General features: G+C 51.8%; 15 protein-coding genes. 9 read left to right on the plus strand and 6 right to left on the minus strand.

Annotated elements, in window-relative coordinates; all coding sequences use genetic code 11:
• Nucleotides 1–114 precede the first annotated feature (114 nt).
• Nucleotides 115–1,656, minus strand: coding sequence for an MASE1 domain-containing protein (locus FDW94_RS02205; protein ID WP_103015009.1), 1,542 nt, complete (start codon nt 1,654–1,656; stop codon nt 115–117).
• On the minus strand, nt 1,656–2,285 hold the full coding sequence (locus FDW94_RS02210; protein ID WP_008783889.1) for a response regulator transcription factor: 630 nt from the start codon (nt 2,283–2,285) through the stop codon (nt 1,656–1,658). The genes FDW94_RS02205 and FDW94_RS02210 overlap by 1 nt, the downstream gene beginning before the upstream one ends.
• 326 nt (nt 2,286–2,611) lie before the next feature.
• On the opposite strand from FDW94_RS02210, the gene tauA reads away from it, so the two are divergent.
• The 4 genes from tauA to tauD are packed head-to-tail and all read left to right on the plus strand — an operon-like array spanning nt 2,612 to nt 6,031.
• Entirely contained in the window at nt 2,612–3,574 is a 963-nt protein-coding gene (tauA, locus tag FDW94_RS02215; RefSeq protein WP_137377071.1) for a taurine ABC transporter substrate-binding protein, read from the plus strand.
• Nucleotides 3,575–3,588: 14 nt separating this feature from the next.
• Nucleotides 3,589–4,356 (plus strand): taurine ABC transporter ATP-binding subunit, encoded by a 768-nt coding sequence (gene tauB, locus FDW94_RS02220; protein ID WP_137377180.1) that lies wholly within the window; start codon nt 3,589–3,591, stop codon nt 4,354–4,356.
• Nucleotides 4,353–5,183, plus strand: coding sequence for a taurine ABC transporter permease TauC (gene tauC / locus FDW94_RS02225; protein ID WP_008783892.1), 831 nt, complete (start codon nt 4,353–4,355; stop codon nt 5,181–5,183). Before tauB ends, tauC begins: the two co-directional genes overlap by 4 nt.
• On the plus strand, nt 5,180–6,031 hold the full coding sequence (gene tauD, locus FDW94_RS02230) for a taurine dioxygenase (protein ID WP_137377072.1): 852 nt from the start codon (nt 5,180–5,182) through the stop codon (nt 6,029–6,031). The genes tauC and tauD overlap by 4 nt, the downstream gene beginning before the upstream one ends.
• Nucleotides 6,032–6,108: 77 nt before the next feature.
• On the opposite strand, the gene hemB is transcribed toward tauD, so the two are convergent.
• Nucleotides 6,109–7,083, minus strand: coding sequence for a porphobilinogen synthase (hemB, locus tag FDW94_RS02235; RefSeq protein ID WP_003830941.1), 975 nt, complete (start codon nt 7,081–7,083; stop codon nt 6,109–6,111).
• 500 nt (nt 7,084–7,583) lie between these two features.
• Between hemB and ehaB the strand changes: the two genes are divergently transcribed.
• A complete protein-coding gene (gene ehaB, locus FDW94_RS02240) occupies nt 7,584–10,577 on the plus strand; it encodes an autotransporter adhesin EhaB (RefSeq protein WP_137377073.1) in 2,994 nt (997 codons plus the stop codon).
• An 89-nt stretch (nt 10,578–10,666) separates the two neighbouring features.
• Nucleotides 10,667–11,290: a hydrogen peroxide resistance inhibitor IprA gene (iprA, locus tag FDW94_RS02245; RefSeq protein WP_003830944.1), complete on the plus strand. Its 624-nt coding sequence runs from the start codon at nt 10,667–10,669 to the stop codon at nt 11,288–11,290.
• A gap of 1 nt (nt 11,291) precedes the next feature.
• Here iprA and ampH read toward each other — a convergent pair whose 3' ends face one another.
• The gene (gene ampH, locus FDW94_RS02250) at nt 11,292–12,449 is read right to left on the minus strand and encodes a D-alanyl-D-alanine-carboxypeptidase/endopeptidase AmpH (protein WP_137377074.1); all 1,158 of its coding nucleotides are present in this window, start codon (nt 12,447–12,449) and stop codon (nt 11,292–11,294) included.
• A gap of 384 nt (nt 12,450–12,833) precedes the next feature.
• Between ampH and sbmA the strand changes: the two genes are divergently transcribed.
• Nucleotides 12,834–14,054: a peptide antibiotic transporter SbmA gene (sbmA, locus tag FDW94_RS02255; RefSeq protein ID WP_003021430.1), complete on the plus strand. Its 1,221-nt coding sequence runs from the start codon at nt 12,834–12,836 to the stop codon at nt 14,052–14,054.
• 15 nt (nt 14,055–14,069) lie between these two features.
• Complete coding sequence (locus FDW94_RS02260; protein ID WP_137377075.1) at nt 14,070–15,173, plus strand: DUF1615 domain-containing protein; 1,104 nt, start codon at nt 14,070–14,072, stop codon at nt 15,171–15,173.
• Here FDW94_RS02260 and FDW94_RS02265 read toward each other — a convergent pair.
• Nucleotides 15,158–15,481, minus strand: coding sequence for a DUF2755 family protein (locus tag FDW94_RS02265; RefSeq protein WP_032942507.1), 324 nt, complete (start codon nt 15,479–15,481; stop codon nt 15,158–15,160). The genes FDW94_RS02260 and FDW94_RS02265 overlap by 16 nt on opposite strands.
• Nucleotides 15,482–15,745: 264 nt before the next feature.
• Here FDW94_RS02265 and FDW94_RS02270 point away from each other — a divergent pair, with 264 nt between their 5' ends.
• Complete coding sequence (locus FDW94_RS02270) at nt 15,746–15,964, plus strand: DUF2754 domain-containing protein (RefSeq protein WP_003830949.1); 219 nt, start codon at nt 15,746–15,748, stop codon at nt 15,962–15,964.
• 23 nt (nt 15,965–15,987) lie between these two features.
• Here FDW94_RS02270 and ddlA read toward each other — a convergent pair whose 3' ends face one another.
• On the minus strand, nt 15,988–17,082 hold the full coding sequence (ddlA, locus tag FDW94_RS02275; RefSeq protein ID WP_008783901.1) for a D-alanine--D-alanine ligase: 1,095 nt from the start codon (nt 17,080–17,082) through the stop codon (nt 15,988–15,990).
• Nucleotides 17,083–17,129 lie beyond the last annotated feature (47 nt).

Consider the following 17,129-nt stretch of genomic DNA (forward strand, 5'->3'; position numbering starts at 1 on the left):
TCTGTTTCGCTGGCTGAGCGTGTATGCATGGCAGTCTCCGTTTGTGCTGACTATAGGAAAGTGAAAGCAAAAGGGGATGAGAGAAAGTCCGCAGTGACTAAGACTTTTTCCTGGTTAGCGGCTGGTTTGTTGCAAATTTGTGGGCAGGTTAACAATTACTCGCGTGCCGTTGTTTGATTCGAGCGTCAGTTCACCGCCAAGGGCGCTCACCCGCTCACGCATCCCCTGGATACCGAAACCGGGAATTTTTTCTGGCAGAATACCAACGCCGTTGTCAGCGACGTCCAGAAACAAGCAATGTTCCCGCTGGCGCAGCGTAATCGACACATCGCTGGCATCGGCATGTTTGCAGACGTTATTGAGTAACTCCTGCAACAGGCGATACAGCGTGAAGCGCACCGTTTCGTTTTCTGGCGTATTTTCTAGCTGATAATCAAAGCGGCAGCGAATACCCCGTTCAGCAAAAGCAAATTCATTCACCAGATGATGTAGTGCATCTTTAAAAGACAGTTCATCGAGCGCGGGGGGGCGCAGCTGGCGCAGCAGCTGACGGGTGGAGTGGTGAATACGCCGGGCCAGGTCGTTGATTTGATTCGCAGCCTCAAGCGTTTGCTCACGACCCGGTGCGCGTTTGACCAGTTGCGACTGAATTTGAATGGCGGTGATGTTCTGACCAATTTCGTCGTGCAGTTCCCGCGCCAGGCTTTTGCGCGTGTTTTCTTCGGTGCGGATCAGCTGTTCGGTCAGCGCGCGACGCGCCGCCAGTTCGGTTTCCAGACGCTGGCGATAATGGTGCAGGTTTTGCGCCAGATGCTGCTGGCGGCTGATGGCGATCCCCAGCCCTATACCCAGCAGAGCCTGGGTGGCGAGGAAAATCTCCAGCTCCAGTAAATTACTGAACCCGACGCCGATTTGCCGGGCGATGGTGATCATCATACTGCCGAGCAATCCGGACAACACGCCACCCTGCCAGCCAAATTTCCACGCCATCACCACGTTTGGTAAAAACACCACGATCAGCAACAGGCGCTCGATCTCCGGCGACAGCACCATCTGAGTACCGATGCCGATAATAAAAAACAGGCTACACCAGATGATAAGCGAGGTGCGCAGCGGGGGATTGGTGGTATCCAGCCCGAGCAGATGATAGCGGTGCTGCTGGCGCAGAAATTCATAGATCAGATAGACAAACGGCGTCAGCAACACGCCGCCGGTAAACGACGCCAGGCCAATCAGCGTTGCCGGGCTCTGGATAAACGGTGAAAGCAGGGCAGTATTGAGCAATGAGGTGAGCGTTACGGCGGCCAGCAGCAGCGTTAAGCGTTGCCAGTAAAGGGGAAAGCGGTGCCAGTATGACTGGCCGATGCTCGCTGGAATCAGGCTAATTAACGGCGCAGCCAGCAGGATATAGCCATTCAGTAATTGCTCGCTGTGCAGCCAGAACAACATCAACACCGGCGGCAGTATCAGCGCGGGCCAGTAACGGCGAGAAAGCAGAATTAACAGCGCGAGATAGACGCCGTGTGGCAGAAATAGCGCCGCCTGCTGGCCGTTGTGGGTCAGATAAAACCCCAGCGTCCACAGCATCAGCCAGCCCGATCCCCAGGCCAGCAGAATAAACAGAGAAATAACCCAATGCCGAAGGTTACGCGACATTAATGCCCCGTCAATAGCTGGTGGTCGAGGGCAAAATGCACCAGATCGATGGTGCTGTGGCATTGCAGTTTTCCCAGCACGTTCGCCCGATGAACGTGCACCGTCTTGTGGCTGAGGTCGAGCTTGAAGGCGATCTCTTTTACGCTGTCACCTTTAACCAACAGATCAAACACTTCACGCTCGCGCGGGGTCAGAACTTCCAGAACCTGCGCGGGCTGCTCGCCGCCGCGTAGCGCCCGCAGCGCATCGGCGCACAGGTAATGGCCGCCCATGCCTACTGAGCGTACTGCCTGCACCAGCTCTTCCGGGCCGCAGCGTTTGGTCAGGTAGCCGCTGGCGCCTGCGTCCAGCGCGCTTTGCACAAACGTGGGCGAGTCATAAATGCTGAGAATAATGGCGCGAAAACCGGGCTTCTGCGCCCGCAGTCGTTTTAACAGGCTCAGGCCATTTTCATCCGGCATGGCGATATCCATTACCGCGACGCTGACATCATCATGCAGAAGTGCAGGCCAGGCTTCCGCCGCGCTGCTGTACTGACCGGTAACGTTCAGATCGTCTTCGAGACTGAGTAATTGCGCAAAGCCGGAACGCACCACCACATGGTCATCCACCAGCACAACATGAATCATGATATTGCTCTCTTGCTGACAATGGCCTCTATGATGCCTGCCAGCGCCGCGCTGGCAATCATCGTGGCGCGGATATGTAACGAATGTAACAAAATCGCAATAATTTACAGCGAGTGTAGGCCTGATAAGCGCAGCGCATCAGGCATTGATTGCGGATGGCGGCGCAAGCGCCTTATTCGGCCTACGTTCTGTAATGAGCGAAATAGCTAACTATTGCCGCTTTTTTTCTAAAAACGCTTTGTTCTTAGCCAGAATTTTTAATTCCTTTATCAAAATGTGCCGCAACGAAATACTGCCTCCATAACAAGACAGGGGAGCAGACAATCATGGCTATTTCATCGCGTAACGCACTTCTTGCCGCACTGGCATTCATCGCATTTCAGGCGCAGGCGGTGAACGTCACCGTTGCTTATCAGACCTCCGCCGAACCTGCCAAAGTGGCGCAGGCGGACAACACGTTTGCCAAAGAGAGCGGGGCGACCGTTGACTGGCGAAAATTCGACAGCGGGGCGAGCATCGTTCGTGCGCTGGCATCCGGTGATGTGCAGATCGGTAATCTTGGCTCCAGCCCGCTGGCGGTCGCTGCCAGTCAGCAGGTGCCTATTGAGGTTTTCCTGCTGGCATCAAAGCTCGGCAATTCTGAGGCGCTGGTGGTGAAGAAAAACATCAGTAAACCGGAAGATTTGATTGGCAAACGCATTGCCGTGCCGTTTATTTCCACCACCCATTACAGCCTGCTGGCGGCGTTGAAACATTGGGGGATTAAACCCGGCCAGGTGGAGATTGTGAACCTGCAACCACCGGCGATTATTGCCGCATGGCAGCGCGGAGATATTGATGGTGCGTATGTCTGGGCACCTGCGGTCAACGCGTTGGAAAAAGACGGAAAGGTGTTAACCGACTCCTCGCAGGTTGGCGATTGGGGGGCACCGACGCTGGACGTGTGGGTGGTGCGCAAAGATTTTGCCGAGAAGCATCCTGAGGTGGTGAAAGCCTTTGCCAAAAGCGCTATCGATGCCCAGCAGCCTTATATCGCTAATCCTGATGAATGGCTGAAGCAGCCGGAGAATATCAGCAAACTGTCGCGTTTGAGCGGTGTACCGGAGGCGGATGTTCCGGGGCTGGTGAAAGGTAACACTTACCTGACACCGCAACAGCAAACCGCTGAGCTAACCGGCCCGGTGAACAAAGCGATTATCGACACCGCGCAGTTCCTTAAAGAGCAGGGCAAAGTCCCCGCTATCGCGACAGATTACAGCCAGTACGTGACCGATCGCTTCGTGCAATAAATAAGGAGGCGATGATGCTGCAAATCTCTCATCTTGCCGCCAGCTACGGTGGAAAACCGGCGCTGGAGGATATCAACTTGACGCTCGATAGCGGTGAACTGCTGGTGGTCCTTGGACCTTCCGGTTGTGGGAAAACCACGTTGTTAAATCTGATTGCCGGGTTTGTGCCGTATCAGCATGGCAGCATCACGCTGGCGGGTAACAGGGTTGATGGTCCGGGGGCAGATCGCGGGGTCGTGTTCCAGAACGAAGGTCTGCTGCCCTGGCGTAACGTGCAGGACAACGTGGCTTTTGGGCTGCAGCTGGGGGGCGTGGACAAGCCACAGCGTCAGCGTATTGCTCTGGAGATGTTGCAGAAAGTCGGGCTGGAGGGCGCGGGAAAACGCTTTATCTGGCAACTTTCCGGTGGACAACGTCAGCGCGTCGGCATTGCCCGGGCGCTGGCGGCCAACCCGCAGCTGTTGCTGCTGGATGAACCCTTTGGTGCGCTCGACGCCTTTACCCGCGAGCAGATGCAAACCCTGCTGCTGAAGCTGTGGCATGAGACTGGCAAACAGGTGCTGCTGATTACCCACGATATTGAAGAAGCGGTGTTTATGGCGACAGAACTGGTATTGCTGTCCCCAGGACCAGGCCGGGTACTGGAACGTCTGCCGCTCAATTTCGCCCGTCGCTTTGTGGCCGGAGAGTCGAGCCGCAGCATTAAGTCCGATCCGCAGTTTATCGCCATGCGCGAGTACGTGTTAGGTCGTGTCTTTGAACAACGGGAGGCATTCTCATGAGCGTGGTGATTAATGATAAACCCCGTCGCCAGCGGGTGCTGAACTGGCGCTGGCCGTTCTCGCGGCAGATTACCTTAAGCCTTGGTACGTTGGCCGTCATTCTGGCGGTGTGGTGGACGGTGGCGGCGCTGCAGTTAATCAGTCCGCTGTTTTTACCGCCGCCGGGACAGGTTTTACAAAAGCTGATCGTCATTGCCGGGCCGCAAGGGTTTATGGATGCCACGCTGTGGCAGCATCTGGCGGCGAGTCTGACGCGTATTGTTATCGCGTTGCTGGCGGCAGTGCTGCTGGGCGTTCCGGTTGGGATCGCGATGGGGCTGAGTCCGACAATGCGCGGCATTCTCGATCCGATCATTGAACTGTATCGTCCGGTTCCTCCCCTGGCCTATTTACCGCTGATGGTCATTTGGTTTGGCATCGGTGAAACCTCCAAGATCCTGCTGATCTATCTGGCGATTTTCGCCCCTGTGGCGATGTCGGCGTTGGCGGGGGTGAAAAGTGCGCAGCAGGTGAGAGTGCGCGCCGCGCAGTCGCTGGGGGCCAGCCGTGCGCAGGTGCTGTGGTTTGTTATTTTGCCGGGGGCATTACCGGAGATCCTCACCGGGTTACGCATCGGGCTTGGCGTGGGTTGGTCGACGCTGGTGGCAGCTGAACTGATCGCGGCCACGCGAGGGTTAGGATTTATGGTGCAGTCAGCCGGTGAGTTTCTGGCAACGGATGTGGTGCTGGCAGGGATCGCGGTCATTGCCGTTATCGCATTTATTTTAGAACTGGGTCTGCGCGCGCTTCAGCGTCGCCTGACGCCCTGGCATGGAGAAGTACAATGAGTGAACGTCTGAGCATTACCCCGCTGGGGCCGTACATTGGCGCACAAATCACTGGTGCGGATTTGACGCGTCCGCTGAGCGATAATCAGTTTGAACAGCTTTATCATGCGGTACTGCGCCACCAGGTGGTGTTTTTGCGGGAGCAGGTGATTACGCCACAACAGCAGCGGGCACTGGCGCTGCGTTTCGGCGATCTGCATATTCACCCTGTCTATCCGCATGCCGAAGGGGTAGAGGAAATTATCGTACTGGATACCCATAACGATAATCCGCCGGATAACGACAACTGGCACACCGATGTCACCTTTATCGACACGCCGCCTGCCGGGGCGATTCTGGCAGCAAAAGAGCTGCCATCGGCCGGGGGAGACACTCTATGGACCAGCGGAATTGCTGCTTATGAGGCATTGTCTGAGCCGTTTCGTCAGTTGCTGAGTGGCCTGCGGGCAGAGCATGATTTCCGTAAATCGTTCCAGGAATATAAATACCGCAAGACACCAGAGGAGCATCAGCGCTGGCTGGATGCGGTGGCGAAACATCCGCCATTGCTACATCCGGTGGTGCGGACCCATCCGGTAAGCGGTAAACAGGCACTGTTTGTGAATGAGGGATTTACTACGCGAATTGTCGATGTGACGGAAAAAGAGAGCGAGGCGTTACTAAGCTTTTTATTCGCCCATATCACCAAACCGGAGTTTCAGGTGCGCTGGCGCTGGCAGCCCAACGATGTGGCGATTTGGGATAATCGCGTCACGCAACATTATGCCAATGCGGATTATCTGCCGCAGCGGCGTATTATGCACCGGGCGACGATCCTCGGGGATCGGCCTTTTTATCGGGCGGGGTGATTGTTGGTGGGATTTTACTTATCGGGCCTGGAACTGTCGGCCCGATAAGGCGAAGTCGCCATTCGGCAACAAAGTGGTTAGCGCAGGATTTTTTTCTCAGCCAGATCCAGTGCGAAGTAACTGAAGATCAGATCCGCGCCAGCGCGTTTGATCGAGCCTAAGCTTTCCAGAACCACTTTCTCTTCATCTATTGCACCTGCCATCGCCGCGAATTTGATCATCGCGTATTCACCGCTGACCTGATAAGCGCCAATCGGCAGCTCGGTGCGCTCGCGGATATCACGCAGAATATCGAGATACGCGCCAGCCGGTTTCACCATCAGGCAGTCTGCGCCCTGGGCTTCATCCAGCAGCGATTCGCGAATCGCTTCACGGCGATTCATCGGGTTCATTTGATACGTTTTACGATCGCCTTTCAGCGCCGTGCCTGCGGCTTCACGGAACGGGCCGTAGAAAGAAGAGGCAAACTTGGTGGAGTAGGACATGATCGCAGTATCGGTGAAGCCCGCGGCGTCCAGCGCCTGGCGAATCGCCTGTACCTGGCCGTCCATTGCGGCGGAAGGGGCGATGAAATCTGCGCCCGCTGCTGCGGCAACGACTGCCTGCTTGCCGAGGTTAGCAAGGGTTAAGTCGTTATCAACGCCGTGTTCGCATAATACACCGCAGTGACCGTGCGAGGTGTATTCACAGAAACAGGTGTCGGACATGACGATCATTTCCGGTACGGTCTGCTTACAGATACGCGACATGCGCGCCACCAGACCGTCTTCTTTCCAGGCATCGCTGCCGGTCTCATCGGTGTGATGAGAAATCCCGAAGGTCATGACCGAGCGGATGCCTGCATTAGCAATACGTTCGATTTCGCGCGCCAGGTGTTTCTCTGGTATGCGCATCACGCCGGGCATGGCGTCGATAGCTTTGTAATCGTCGAGTTCTTCTTCAACAAAGATCGGCAACACCAGGTCATTTAAGCTGAGTGTTGTCTCTTCAAACATAGCGCGCAGCGCAGGGGATTTGCGCAGGCGACGAGGGCGTTGGATTAGGTCTGTCATGGTATGCCTGATGTTTGTGGAATCGAAGGCCGTAGTATACCCGAACCTGAGGGCGAGGGGTTTACGAAAGTTGGCGTTATGCCGAGGTTATGTTGATGTTACCAATGCTTGGTATTATGTGTTATCTCTATTTTTGCAATTATGACTATTTTAAATAGTGATTAGTTTTATGGTGAATTTAGTTTAATTTAATTTTTAATTAAGTGGCGAGATTTAACGGTATTTATTTACTGACGTTTAATTTTTAAGTTAATCATAAGTTCAATATATTGTTTTGCCAATGGTTTTACATGTAACTATCTAAAATAAAAATGATTTTTACGTTTATTTGCTGTTTCGAATAATTTGCATGTCTATTGTCCGTAATCGGACTTAAACCAAAGAATAATTGAACCTTTCCTTTGTGAAACCGCATAATCTTCCCCGCGAAACATAAAATGTTTTCTTTGCATTGATAATTGATGGATCAACTATATTACGTCCCTGAGGAGGGATGACAAATGCACACTTGGAAAAAGAAACTTGTAGTCTCACAATTAGCATTAGCCTGCACTTTGGCAATCACTTCTCAGGCGAATGCTTCTACTGATATCTCTGGAACAACTTACAATACGTTCTCTCACTATAATGATGATACTCATGCTGACAACTGGTATTACGGTGGGTATGTAGGTTGGAACAACTACGACACGGATAGTATTTATAACGGTAATATTTATCCGGTAATCAATAACGCTACGGTAAACGGTGTTATTTCTACTTATTATCTGGATGATGGGCTGTCAACTAACACCAATAACAACAGCCTGACGATTAAAAATAGTACCATTCACGGTATGGTGACTTCCGAATGCATGAGCGCGGATTGTACTAACCGTACGGGTACCGACTACTACTACGATCGTCTGGCGATGAGCGTCATCAACTCAACTATCGATGACAACTACGAACATTATACCTACAACGGTACGTATAATGACGCTGTTGATTCGCATGTTGTGAATGTTTATCAACTCGGTACTGCCATCACTCTGGATCAAGAAGTTGATCTGTCTATCTCCGCCAACTCTCATGTCGCTGGCATAACCCTGACTCAGGGTTACGAGTGGGCAGATATTGACGATAATACCGTCAGCACTGGCGTAAACAGCAGTGAAGTATTTAACAACACTATCGCTGTCAGCGATTCTACCCTGACCTCTGGCTCATGGTCTGATGAAGGTACCACCGGTTGGTTTGGTAACACCAGCAATGCAAGCGACTACAGCGGCACTGCGAATTTTGTTTCTGTCGATACAGATGGTGATGGATATGCAGATGCCGCTGTTGCAAACAAATGGGACGATGTTGCATTAGCGGTTGTTGCGAATCCAAATGCTGATAATGCTATGCAGACTACTGCTACGTTTGACAACTCAACTTTGATGGGGGATGTCGTCTTCTCCAGCAACTTTGATGAAAACTTCTTCCCGAATGGAGCGGATAGCTATCGTGACACTGATAGTGATGTAGACACCAACGGTTGGGATGGTACTGATAGTCTGAATTTGACCTTAAATAATGGTAGTAAATGGGTTGGTGCTGCACAATCAGTTCATCAAACCGGATCCATTGATTTGGACGGTGATGGTGTTGGTGATATCACTACTTACGGTGTAGGTACTGAAGCCACCGCTACGCTGATCGACATCACCGCTAACAGCCTGTGGCCTTATTCAACCTACGGTATTGATAGCGACACAACTTCTTATGACGAAAATGGTCATGTAGTTGGCAACGCTGTCTACCAGAGCGGCCTGTTCAACGTCACGCTGAACGGTGCTTCACAGTGGGATACCACCAAAACTTCCCTGATTGATACCCTGAGCATCAACAGCGGTTCTGTCGTCAACGTGGGTGATTCTGAGCTGGTTGCTGACTCTATCTCTCTGACCGGTGCTTCTGCACTGAACATCAACGAAGATGGTCACGTTGCGACGGATACGCTGTCTATCGACAACAGTACTGTCACAATCGCCGATGATGTTTCTGCTGGCTGGAATGTGCTTGAAGCTGCGCTGTATGCAAACACCATTAACGTCACTAACAACGGCGTTCTGGATGTGGGGAACAGTACCGGTAATGCACTGCAGGTTGATACCCTGAACCTGACTAGCTACACCGACGCTTATAACCATGTTAACGCGGGTGTTTTCGACATCAACAGCACTGACTATGTGCTGAATGCTGATCTGACCAACGATCGCACTAACGATAAATCTCAGTCTAACTACGGTTATGGCGTGATCGCGATGAACTCTGATGGTCATCTGACTATCAACGGTAACGGCGATTCCGACACCTCAGGCGATCAGTCTGAAGTTGATAACTATGGTGACCATGTAGCGGCCGCAACCGGTAACTATAAAGTCCGTATCGACAACGCGACTGGCGCAGGTTCTGTTGCGGATTACAAGGGTAACGAGCTGGTCTACGTTAACGACGCGAACAGCACCGCGACCTTCTCTGCAGCCAACAAAGCTGACCTGGGTGCTTACACCTATCAGGCACAGCAGCAGGGTAACACCGTTGTTCTGCAGCAGATGGAACTGACAGACTACGCGAACATGGCGCTGAGCATTCCGTCTGCTAACACCAATATCTGGAACCTGGAACAAGATACCGTTGGTACTCGTCTGACTAACGCGCGTCATGGTCTGGTTGATAACGGTGGTGCATGGGTTAGCTACTTCGGTGGTAGCTTCGATGCAGATAACGGCACCATTAACTACGATCAGGATGTTAACGGCATCATGGTCGGTGTTGATTCCAAAATTGATGGTAACAACGCTAAGTGGATTGTCGGTGCTGCCGCAGGCTTCGCAAAAGGTGATATGAGCGACCGTACCGGTCAGGTGGATCAGGATAGCCAGACTGCCTACATCTACTCTTCTGCTCACTTTGCCAACAACATCTTTGTTGACGGTAACTTAAGCTACTCTCACTTCAACAACGATTTGACTGCTAACATGAGCAACGGTCAGTATGTTGATGGCAGCACCTCTTCTGATGCCTGGGGCTTTGGCTTGAAACTGGGTTATGACCTGAAACTGGGTGACGCAGGTTACGTAACGCCATACGGCAGCGTATCCGGTCTGTTCCAGTCTGGTGATGACTATAAGCTGAGCAACGACATGAAAGTTGACGGTCAGTCTTATGACAGCATGCGTTATGAACTCGGTGTCGATGCAGGTTATACCTTCGCTTATAGCGACGACCAGGCGCTGACCCCGTACTTCAAACTGGCCTACGTTTACGACGACTCTAACAACGATTCTGACGTAAACGGCGACTCTATCGACAACGGTGTAGAAGGTTCTGCGGTACGTGTTGGACTGGGTACTCAGTTCAGCTTTACCAAAAACTTCAGCGCATACACCGATGCTAACTACCTCGGTGGTGGCGATGTTGATCAAGACTGGTCTGCAAATGTTGGTGTTAAATATACCTGGTAAGACATCTCTTGTTGTTAAAGAAAAGATAATCTAACTCAGAAAAATGCCCGTCACGGATTTGACGGGCATTTATTGCAAGGAATGCCCAAATGTTGTCTGCAAATAAACCGCTTGTGGAATTTGGTAAGCTTGATAAATGTTTGTCAAAATATGGCAAACACTTTGAGTGTGATAACGATAAAGAAATAATTTATTCCAGTGATATAAACAGTGACGATACCTTTATCATTTTAAATGGTGTAATTTCTCTGAGGCGAGGGGAGAATGTGCTGGTCGGTATTGCGCAGGCACCATTTATTATGGGGCTTTCAGATGGTGTGATAAAAACAGATATACAATACAGATTAATCACGGAAAGCGATTGTACGGGATACCATCTACCTGCCTCGCAAACAATTAATATAATTGAAGAGTGCCAGCTTTGGCGTGAAGCTTTTTGTTGGTTGGCATGGCAAAACTCCATGCTTGAATTACGCGATCTGCAGTTGATCGGCAACAACTCCTACGATCAGATCCGCGCGACATTGATCTCTATGACGAAATGGGATGAAGCCCTTCGTTCACGCATCGGCGTTATGAACTATATTCACCAACGCACACGAATTTCACGCTCGGTTGTCGCTGAGGTTCTCGCAGCATTGCGTAAAGGCGGTTACATTGAAATGAATAAAGGCAAACTGGTGTGCATTAACCGTTTGCCTTTTGAGTATTGAATCAGGATGCAGGAATGACCTGTGGCTTGTACCCGCTCAATTCTGCAACCAGTTCGTTGATACCGTCGCTCATATTGGTAAAACGGGTTAGCGGAGAGCGCGTCACTACGACAAATGCCCCAACGTTTTGCTGTGGGATCATCGCCATATAGGTAATGAAGCCACCGCCGCCACCGGTTTTTTGAATAATCCCCGGTCTGCCATTCTTCGGCGCCATGTAGACCCAGCCCAAACCAAGCGCATCGGCTCTGCCTGGAACGTCCATTCCCACCACTTTAGTTAACTGCGTACGCTGGTAAATCAGCGTCTGCATCCGGTCGGCCTGCTGGCTACGATGATAAAAGTCAGAAGAAAGATACTGCTGCATCCAGCGCATCATATCGCCAGGCGTTGAATAGACGCCGCCGCTGCCCATGGCTGCCAGCGTATTGTTACAAGGACTGGCACCTTTTTCCGCGACCATCAGGCGTCGACACTGATCGGGGGACGGCGTAAAGGTGGTGTCTTTCATCCCCAGCGGACGGGTGATTTTTTCTTCAAACAGCTGCGGATAAGGCTTACCGGACGCGGTACCCAGCGCATCGGCCAGCAGGTCAAACGCCAGGTTGGAATAAGAAGCCTGCGATCCTGGCGCGGCTTTAAGCGTTGCCGTCGAGAGATAGCTCCAGCGCTGCTCGCGGGTTGGCCAGACAAACACCGGGCGATTGGCCGCGCCGCCTGGCTGTTCGCGCGGCAGTGCGCTGGTATGCGTCGCCAGATTCACCAGCGTAATTGGTGTTCCTTGATAAGTGGGTACGCGTGCGCCAGGAGGTGCATATTTACTCAATGGATCGTTGAGTTTGACCGTGCCCTGATCGAGTAATTTCACCAGCATTTCGCTGGTCATTAATTTGGTAATTGAGGCAATGCGAATTACGGAATCCAGTTGCGGGTGAACATTATTGCCGGGGCGTGTTTCACCAAAACTGCGAAATACACGCTGATTACCATCAATCACCACGAGCGCCATCCCCGTAGCACCACTGCCGTAAAATATATGGTCGGCATAACGATCAACGATATCAGAGGCGAAGACCGGATCGGTTATAGGCTGTGCCGCCTGGACAGATGTCAATGACGCCGCACACAGCGCGGCAGAAAAAAGCAGACTACGTTTCAACGGTGGTGTCCATGAGTTAGAGAAAGTGAAAAAGGATGTCGTGCGTATGCGTATTTATACTACTCATCGGCGTATTGCAAAGCGCTTATCAACCAATGATAGTGGGAAAAACGTAACGATGAGTAAACACAGGAGTTTCCTGGATTGCGGATGTTCGCTTTTGTGATCTCACGCTGTGATAATCTGCACATACTGGAACGTTGTCGAGTGTGAAAACCACAGAAACAATTCTTCATAACCGAGGTGCGAACTAAGTGCCTCGGTTTTGGTCACAATTGTCGGTTTCAGCTTGTGTTTTTGGGCGTAAGCCGTCTGGCCTCCGCACTCCACGGTGGCAAATGCACAGCAGTCGTCATAACGATAAGAAGTTAGCAGGAGAGCACTATGTTTAAGTCTTTTTTCCCAAAGCCGGGGCCGTTCTTTATTTCGGCATTTATTTGGGCACTCGTCGCCGTTGTATTCTGGCAAGCAGGTGGGGGAGCCTGGGTTGCACATATTACCGGCGCGTCGGGAGACGTACCTATTAGCGCAGCGCGTTTTTGGTCGTTGGATTACCTGATTTTTTATGCGTACTACATTCTTTGTGTCGGGGTGTTCGCGCTGTTCTGGTTTCTCTACAGCCCACACCGCTGGCAGTACTGGTCTATTCTGGGCACATCGCTGATTATTTTTGTGACCTGGTTTCTGGTTGAAGTCGGCGTCGCCGTCAACGCCTGGTATGCGCCATTTTATGACCTGATTCAAACTGCGCTCAGCGCACCACACAAGGTGAAGATTGAGCAGTTCTATCATGAAGTGGGCATTTTTCTCGGCATTGCGCTGATAGCCGTGGTCATTGGTGTGATGAACAACTTCTTCGTCAGCCACTATGTGTTCCGCTGGCGTACCGCGATGAACGAACACTATATGGCGCACTGGCAGCATTTGCGTCACATCGAAGGCGCAGCACAGCGTGTACAGGAAGACACCATGCGTTTTGCTTCTACGCTGGAAGATATGGGCGTCAGCTTTATCAACGCGATTATGACGCTGATTGCCTTCCTGCCTGTACTGGTAACGCTCTCTGCCCATGTTCCTGACCTGCCGATTGTTGGACATGTGCCTTATGGCCTGGTGATTGCCGCGATTGTCTGGTCGCTGATGGGAACCGGTTTACTGGCCGTGGTCGGGATAAAACTTCCAGGGCTGGAGTTTAAAAACCAGCGCGTGGAAGCGGCCTATCGTAAAGAATTGGTCTATGGCGAAGATGATGGCAACCGTGCGACACCACCGACGGTGCGTGAACTGTTCCATGCGGTACGGCAAAACTACTTCCGTCTCTATTTTCACTATATGTACTTCAATATTGCCCGTATTCTTTACCTGCAGGTTGATAACGTTTTCGGTTTGTTCCTGCTGTTTCCGTCAATTGTTGCCGGTACGATTACGCTCGGTTTGATGACCCAAATCACTAACGTGTTTGGCCAGGTGCGCGGCTCGTTCCAGTATCTGATTAACTCCTGGACAACGTTAGTAGAACTGATGTCTATTTATAAGCGTCTGCGCAGCTTTGAACGCGAGCTTGATGGTCAGGATATTCAGGAAGTTACCCATACGCTGAGTTAATAATAAGGAGATGTTATGTCGACGGTTTCCCGTCTTTACCCCTTGTCTGGTCTGGCAGCACTGGTGCTGGTGGGATGTAGTAGCCAACCTGCGCAGCCGCTAAAAAAGGGGGAGAAAGCCGTCGATGTGGCGAGCGTGGTGCGCCAGAAAATGCCCGCCAGCGTGAAAGACCGGGACGCGTGGGCGCAGGATTTGGCAAAGACCTTTGAAAGCCAGAAGCTGGCACCGACGGTTGAAAACATCTGTTCGGTGCTGGCGGTAGCGCAGCAGGAGTCAAACTTCCAGGCCGATCCGGCTGTTCCTGGTTTAAGCAAAATCGCCTGGAAAGAGATTGACCGTCGCGCAGAACGCATGCATATCCCGCTGTTTGTCGTGCATACCGCGCTAAAGATTAACTCGCCAACGGGGAAAAGCTACAGCGAGCGTCTGGATACGGTGAAGACGGAAAAACAGCTTAGCGCCATCTTTGATGATTTCATCAACATGGTGCCGATGGGGCAGACATTGTTCGGATCGCTTAATCCGGTACATACCGGTGGTCCAATGCAGGTCAGTATCGCGTTTGCTGAGCAGCACACCAGCGGGTATCCGTGGAAAATGGCGGGGACGGTACGTCAGGAAGTGTTTAGCCGCCGTGGTGGGTTATGGTTCGGTACGTATCATCTGCTCAACTATCCGGCGAATTACAGTGCGCCAATCTTCCGCTTCGCCGATTTTAATGCCGGATGGTATGCGAGCCGCAATGCAGCTTTCCAGAATGCGGTCAGTAAAGCCAGCGGAGTGAAGCTGGCGATGGACGGGGATCTGATTCTCTATGGCAGCAGTGAGCCGGGCAAAACGGAGCTGGCGGTACGTAAACTGGCCGGGAAGCTAGGGATGAGCGAGAGTGAGATCCGCCAGCAACTGCAAAAAGGTGACAGCCTGGCCTTTGAAAAAACCGCATTGTACGAAAAGGTTTATAAGCTGGCGGAAGCGAAGACCGGGAAAACGTTACCCCGTGAAATGCTGCCGGGCATTCAACTGGAAAGCCCGAAGATCACGCGTAATCTGACTACTGCGTGGTTTGCTAAACGGGTGGACGATCGTCGGGTGAAGTGTATGAATCAGTCATCTTTATGATGACGGTGACGCCAGCGCATGACCGCCGCTATGACGCCAAGAATCAGGCTTCCGGCCAGGAAGGGGATCAGTCCAAAGAGGGTACCGACGCCTAAACCGATTTCAACCCGCGGGCGTCCTGTCTCCTGCATTTGCAGCTGCATCAGTTCTTCATAGATGCCGGGCGCGTGGGCCAACAGATTTAAAATCTGTGCACCCGCCCAGAAGCAAAACAGCACAAATACGGCATACGCAATGTTGCCGGGCAGGGAGGAGGGATCCCGATGCTTGCCCTTAAACAGGGATTTTGAGAGCGTAAAATCAGCCATAAAGACCTCCGGAAATAACCTGCTTTTTTTGACGTAATGCCTGGAACTGAGAGTGAGTCTGACAGGTGATCGGCAATGTCAATATCAGAATGATGGTAATTTCAGGTAGAGATTATTCCTGGATTTCGGTTTTTTGTTGGCGGTCACAATTATGTAACCTTAAGTTAAACTGAGTTACATTTAAGAAATTCCGCACAGGCCACAGACGCCCTCGGGGAAATGTGCGAGGATGCCTTACTGTGTTGTATTTCCACCGGAGCTGTTATGAACCTGCCTGTAAAAATCCGCCGAGACTGGCACTACTATGCTTTCGCTATTGGGCTTATCTTTATTCTGAATGGCGTGGTGGGGTTATTAGGTTTTGAAGCGCAGGGATGGCAAACTTATGCGGTGGGGCTGGTGACCTGGGTGATTAGCTTTTGGCTGGCCGGATTAATCATCCGTCGCCGCGTTGAAGATGATGAAGCAAAGGATGCCCAATAGCTCTATCAGGCATCCTGACGGGTTTACATACTGGTTTTCAGCGCGCTATCCGCAGCATGGCGTTCCAGCGCCAGTTCGATCAGGCGAGTGATCAAATCGGTATAGCCTAAACCGCTCGCCTGCCACAGCTTCGGATACATACTGATGTTGGTAAAGCCAGGCAGCGTGTTGATCTCATTGATCACAACGTCGTTTTCAGCAGTTAAGAAGACGTCCACGCGCGCCATGCCGGCACAGCCCAGAGTCTGGTAGGCCTGAATGGCGATTTCGCGGATCTTATCGTTAATCTCTGGCGCAATTGCTGCCGGAACGACAACTTTGGCACCGTTATCGTCAATGTATTTAGTGTCGTAAGCGTAAAAATCGCTGTTCAGCACGATCTCACCACAGGTACTGGCCTGCGGGTGATCGTTGCCCAGTACCGCACATTCGATCTCGCGGCCTTTGATCCCTTGCTCCACAACGACTTTATGATCGAATTCAAATGCCAGCGCGACGGCCTGATCGTATTGGGCTTCGCTGGTTACTTTACTGACGCCAACGGACGATCCCTGGTTGGCCGGTTTTACAAACAGCGGCAGACCCAGGCGGGATTCCACTTCGGCAAAGCTGATGCTGTTGCGATTCGCGCGAGTGAGCGTAATAAATGGCGCGATGTTTAACCCGGCATCACGCAGCAGACGTTTGGTCACGTCTTTATCCATACAGGCAGCAGAACCCAGCACATCAGAACCGACAAACGGCAGGTTCGCCACGCGCAACATGCCCTGCAGAGAGCCATCTTCACCCAAAGTACCGTGTACGATCGGGAAAATAACATCGACCGTCGGCAGCGGTTGACCGTTTTGTGCATCGATCAACTGGTGCTCTTGTTTACCCGGTACCTGCGCCAGGCTGGTCTCAGAAGGTCGCAACGCAATATGCGCCGGATCGTTTGAATTGAGCAGATAGTTACTGGCATCGCTGACGTGCCATTGCCCTTGTTTATCAATACCTAACAGCACAACGTCAAAGCGAGTCTTGTCGATGGCATCGACAATATTTTTTGCCGATTGCAATGACACTTCATGTTCCGCTGATTTACCACCAAATACGATTCCTACCCGCAACTTTGCCATCTTAAAAACCCATTCCATGAATGCAAAGCACATACATTACCACGACA

The sequence above is a fragment of the Citrobacter sp. wls757 genome, assembly GCF_005280935.1.
In the GTDB taxonomy this organism is placed as follows: domain Bacteria; phylum Pseudomonadota; class Gammaproteobacteria; order Enterobacterales; family Enterobacteriaceae; genus Citrobacter; species Citrobacter portucalensis.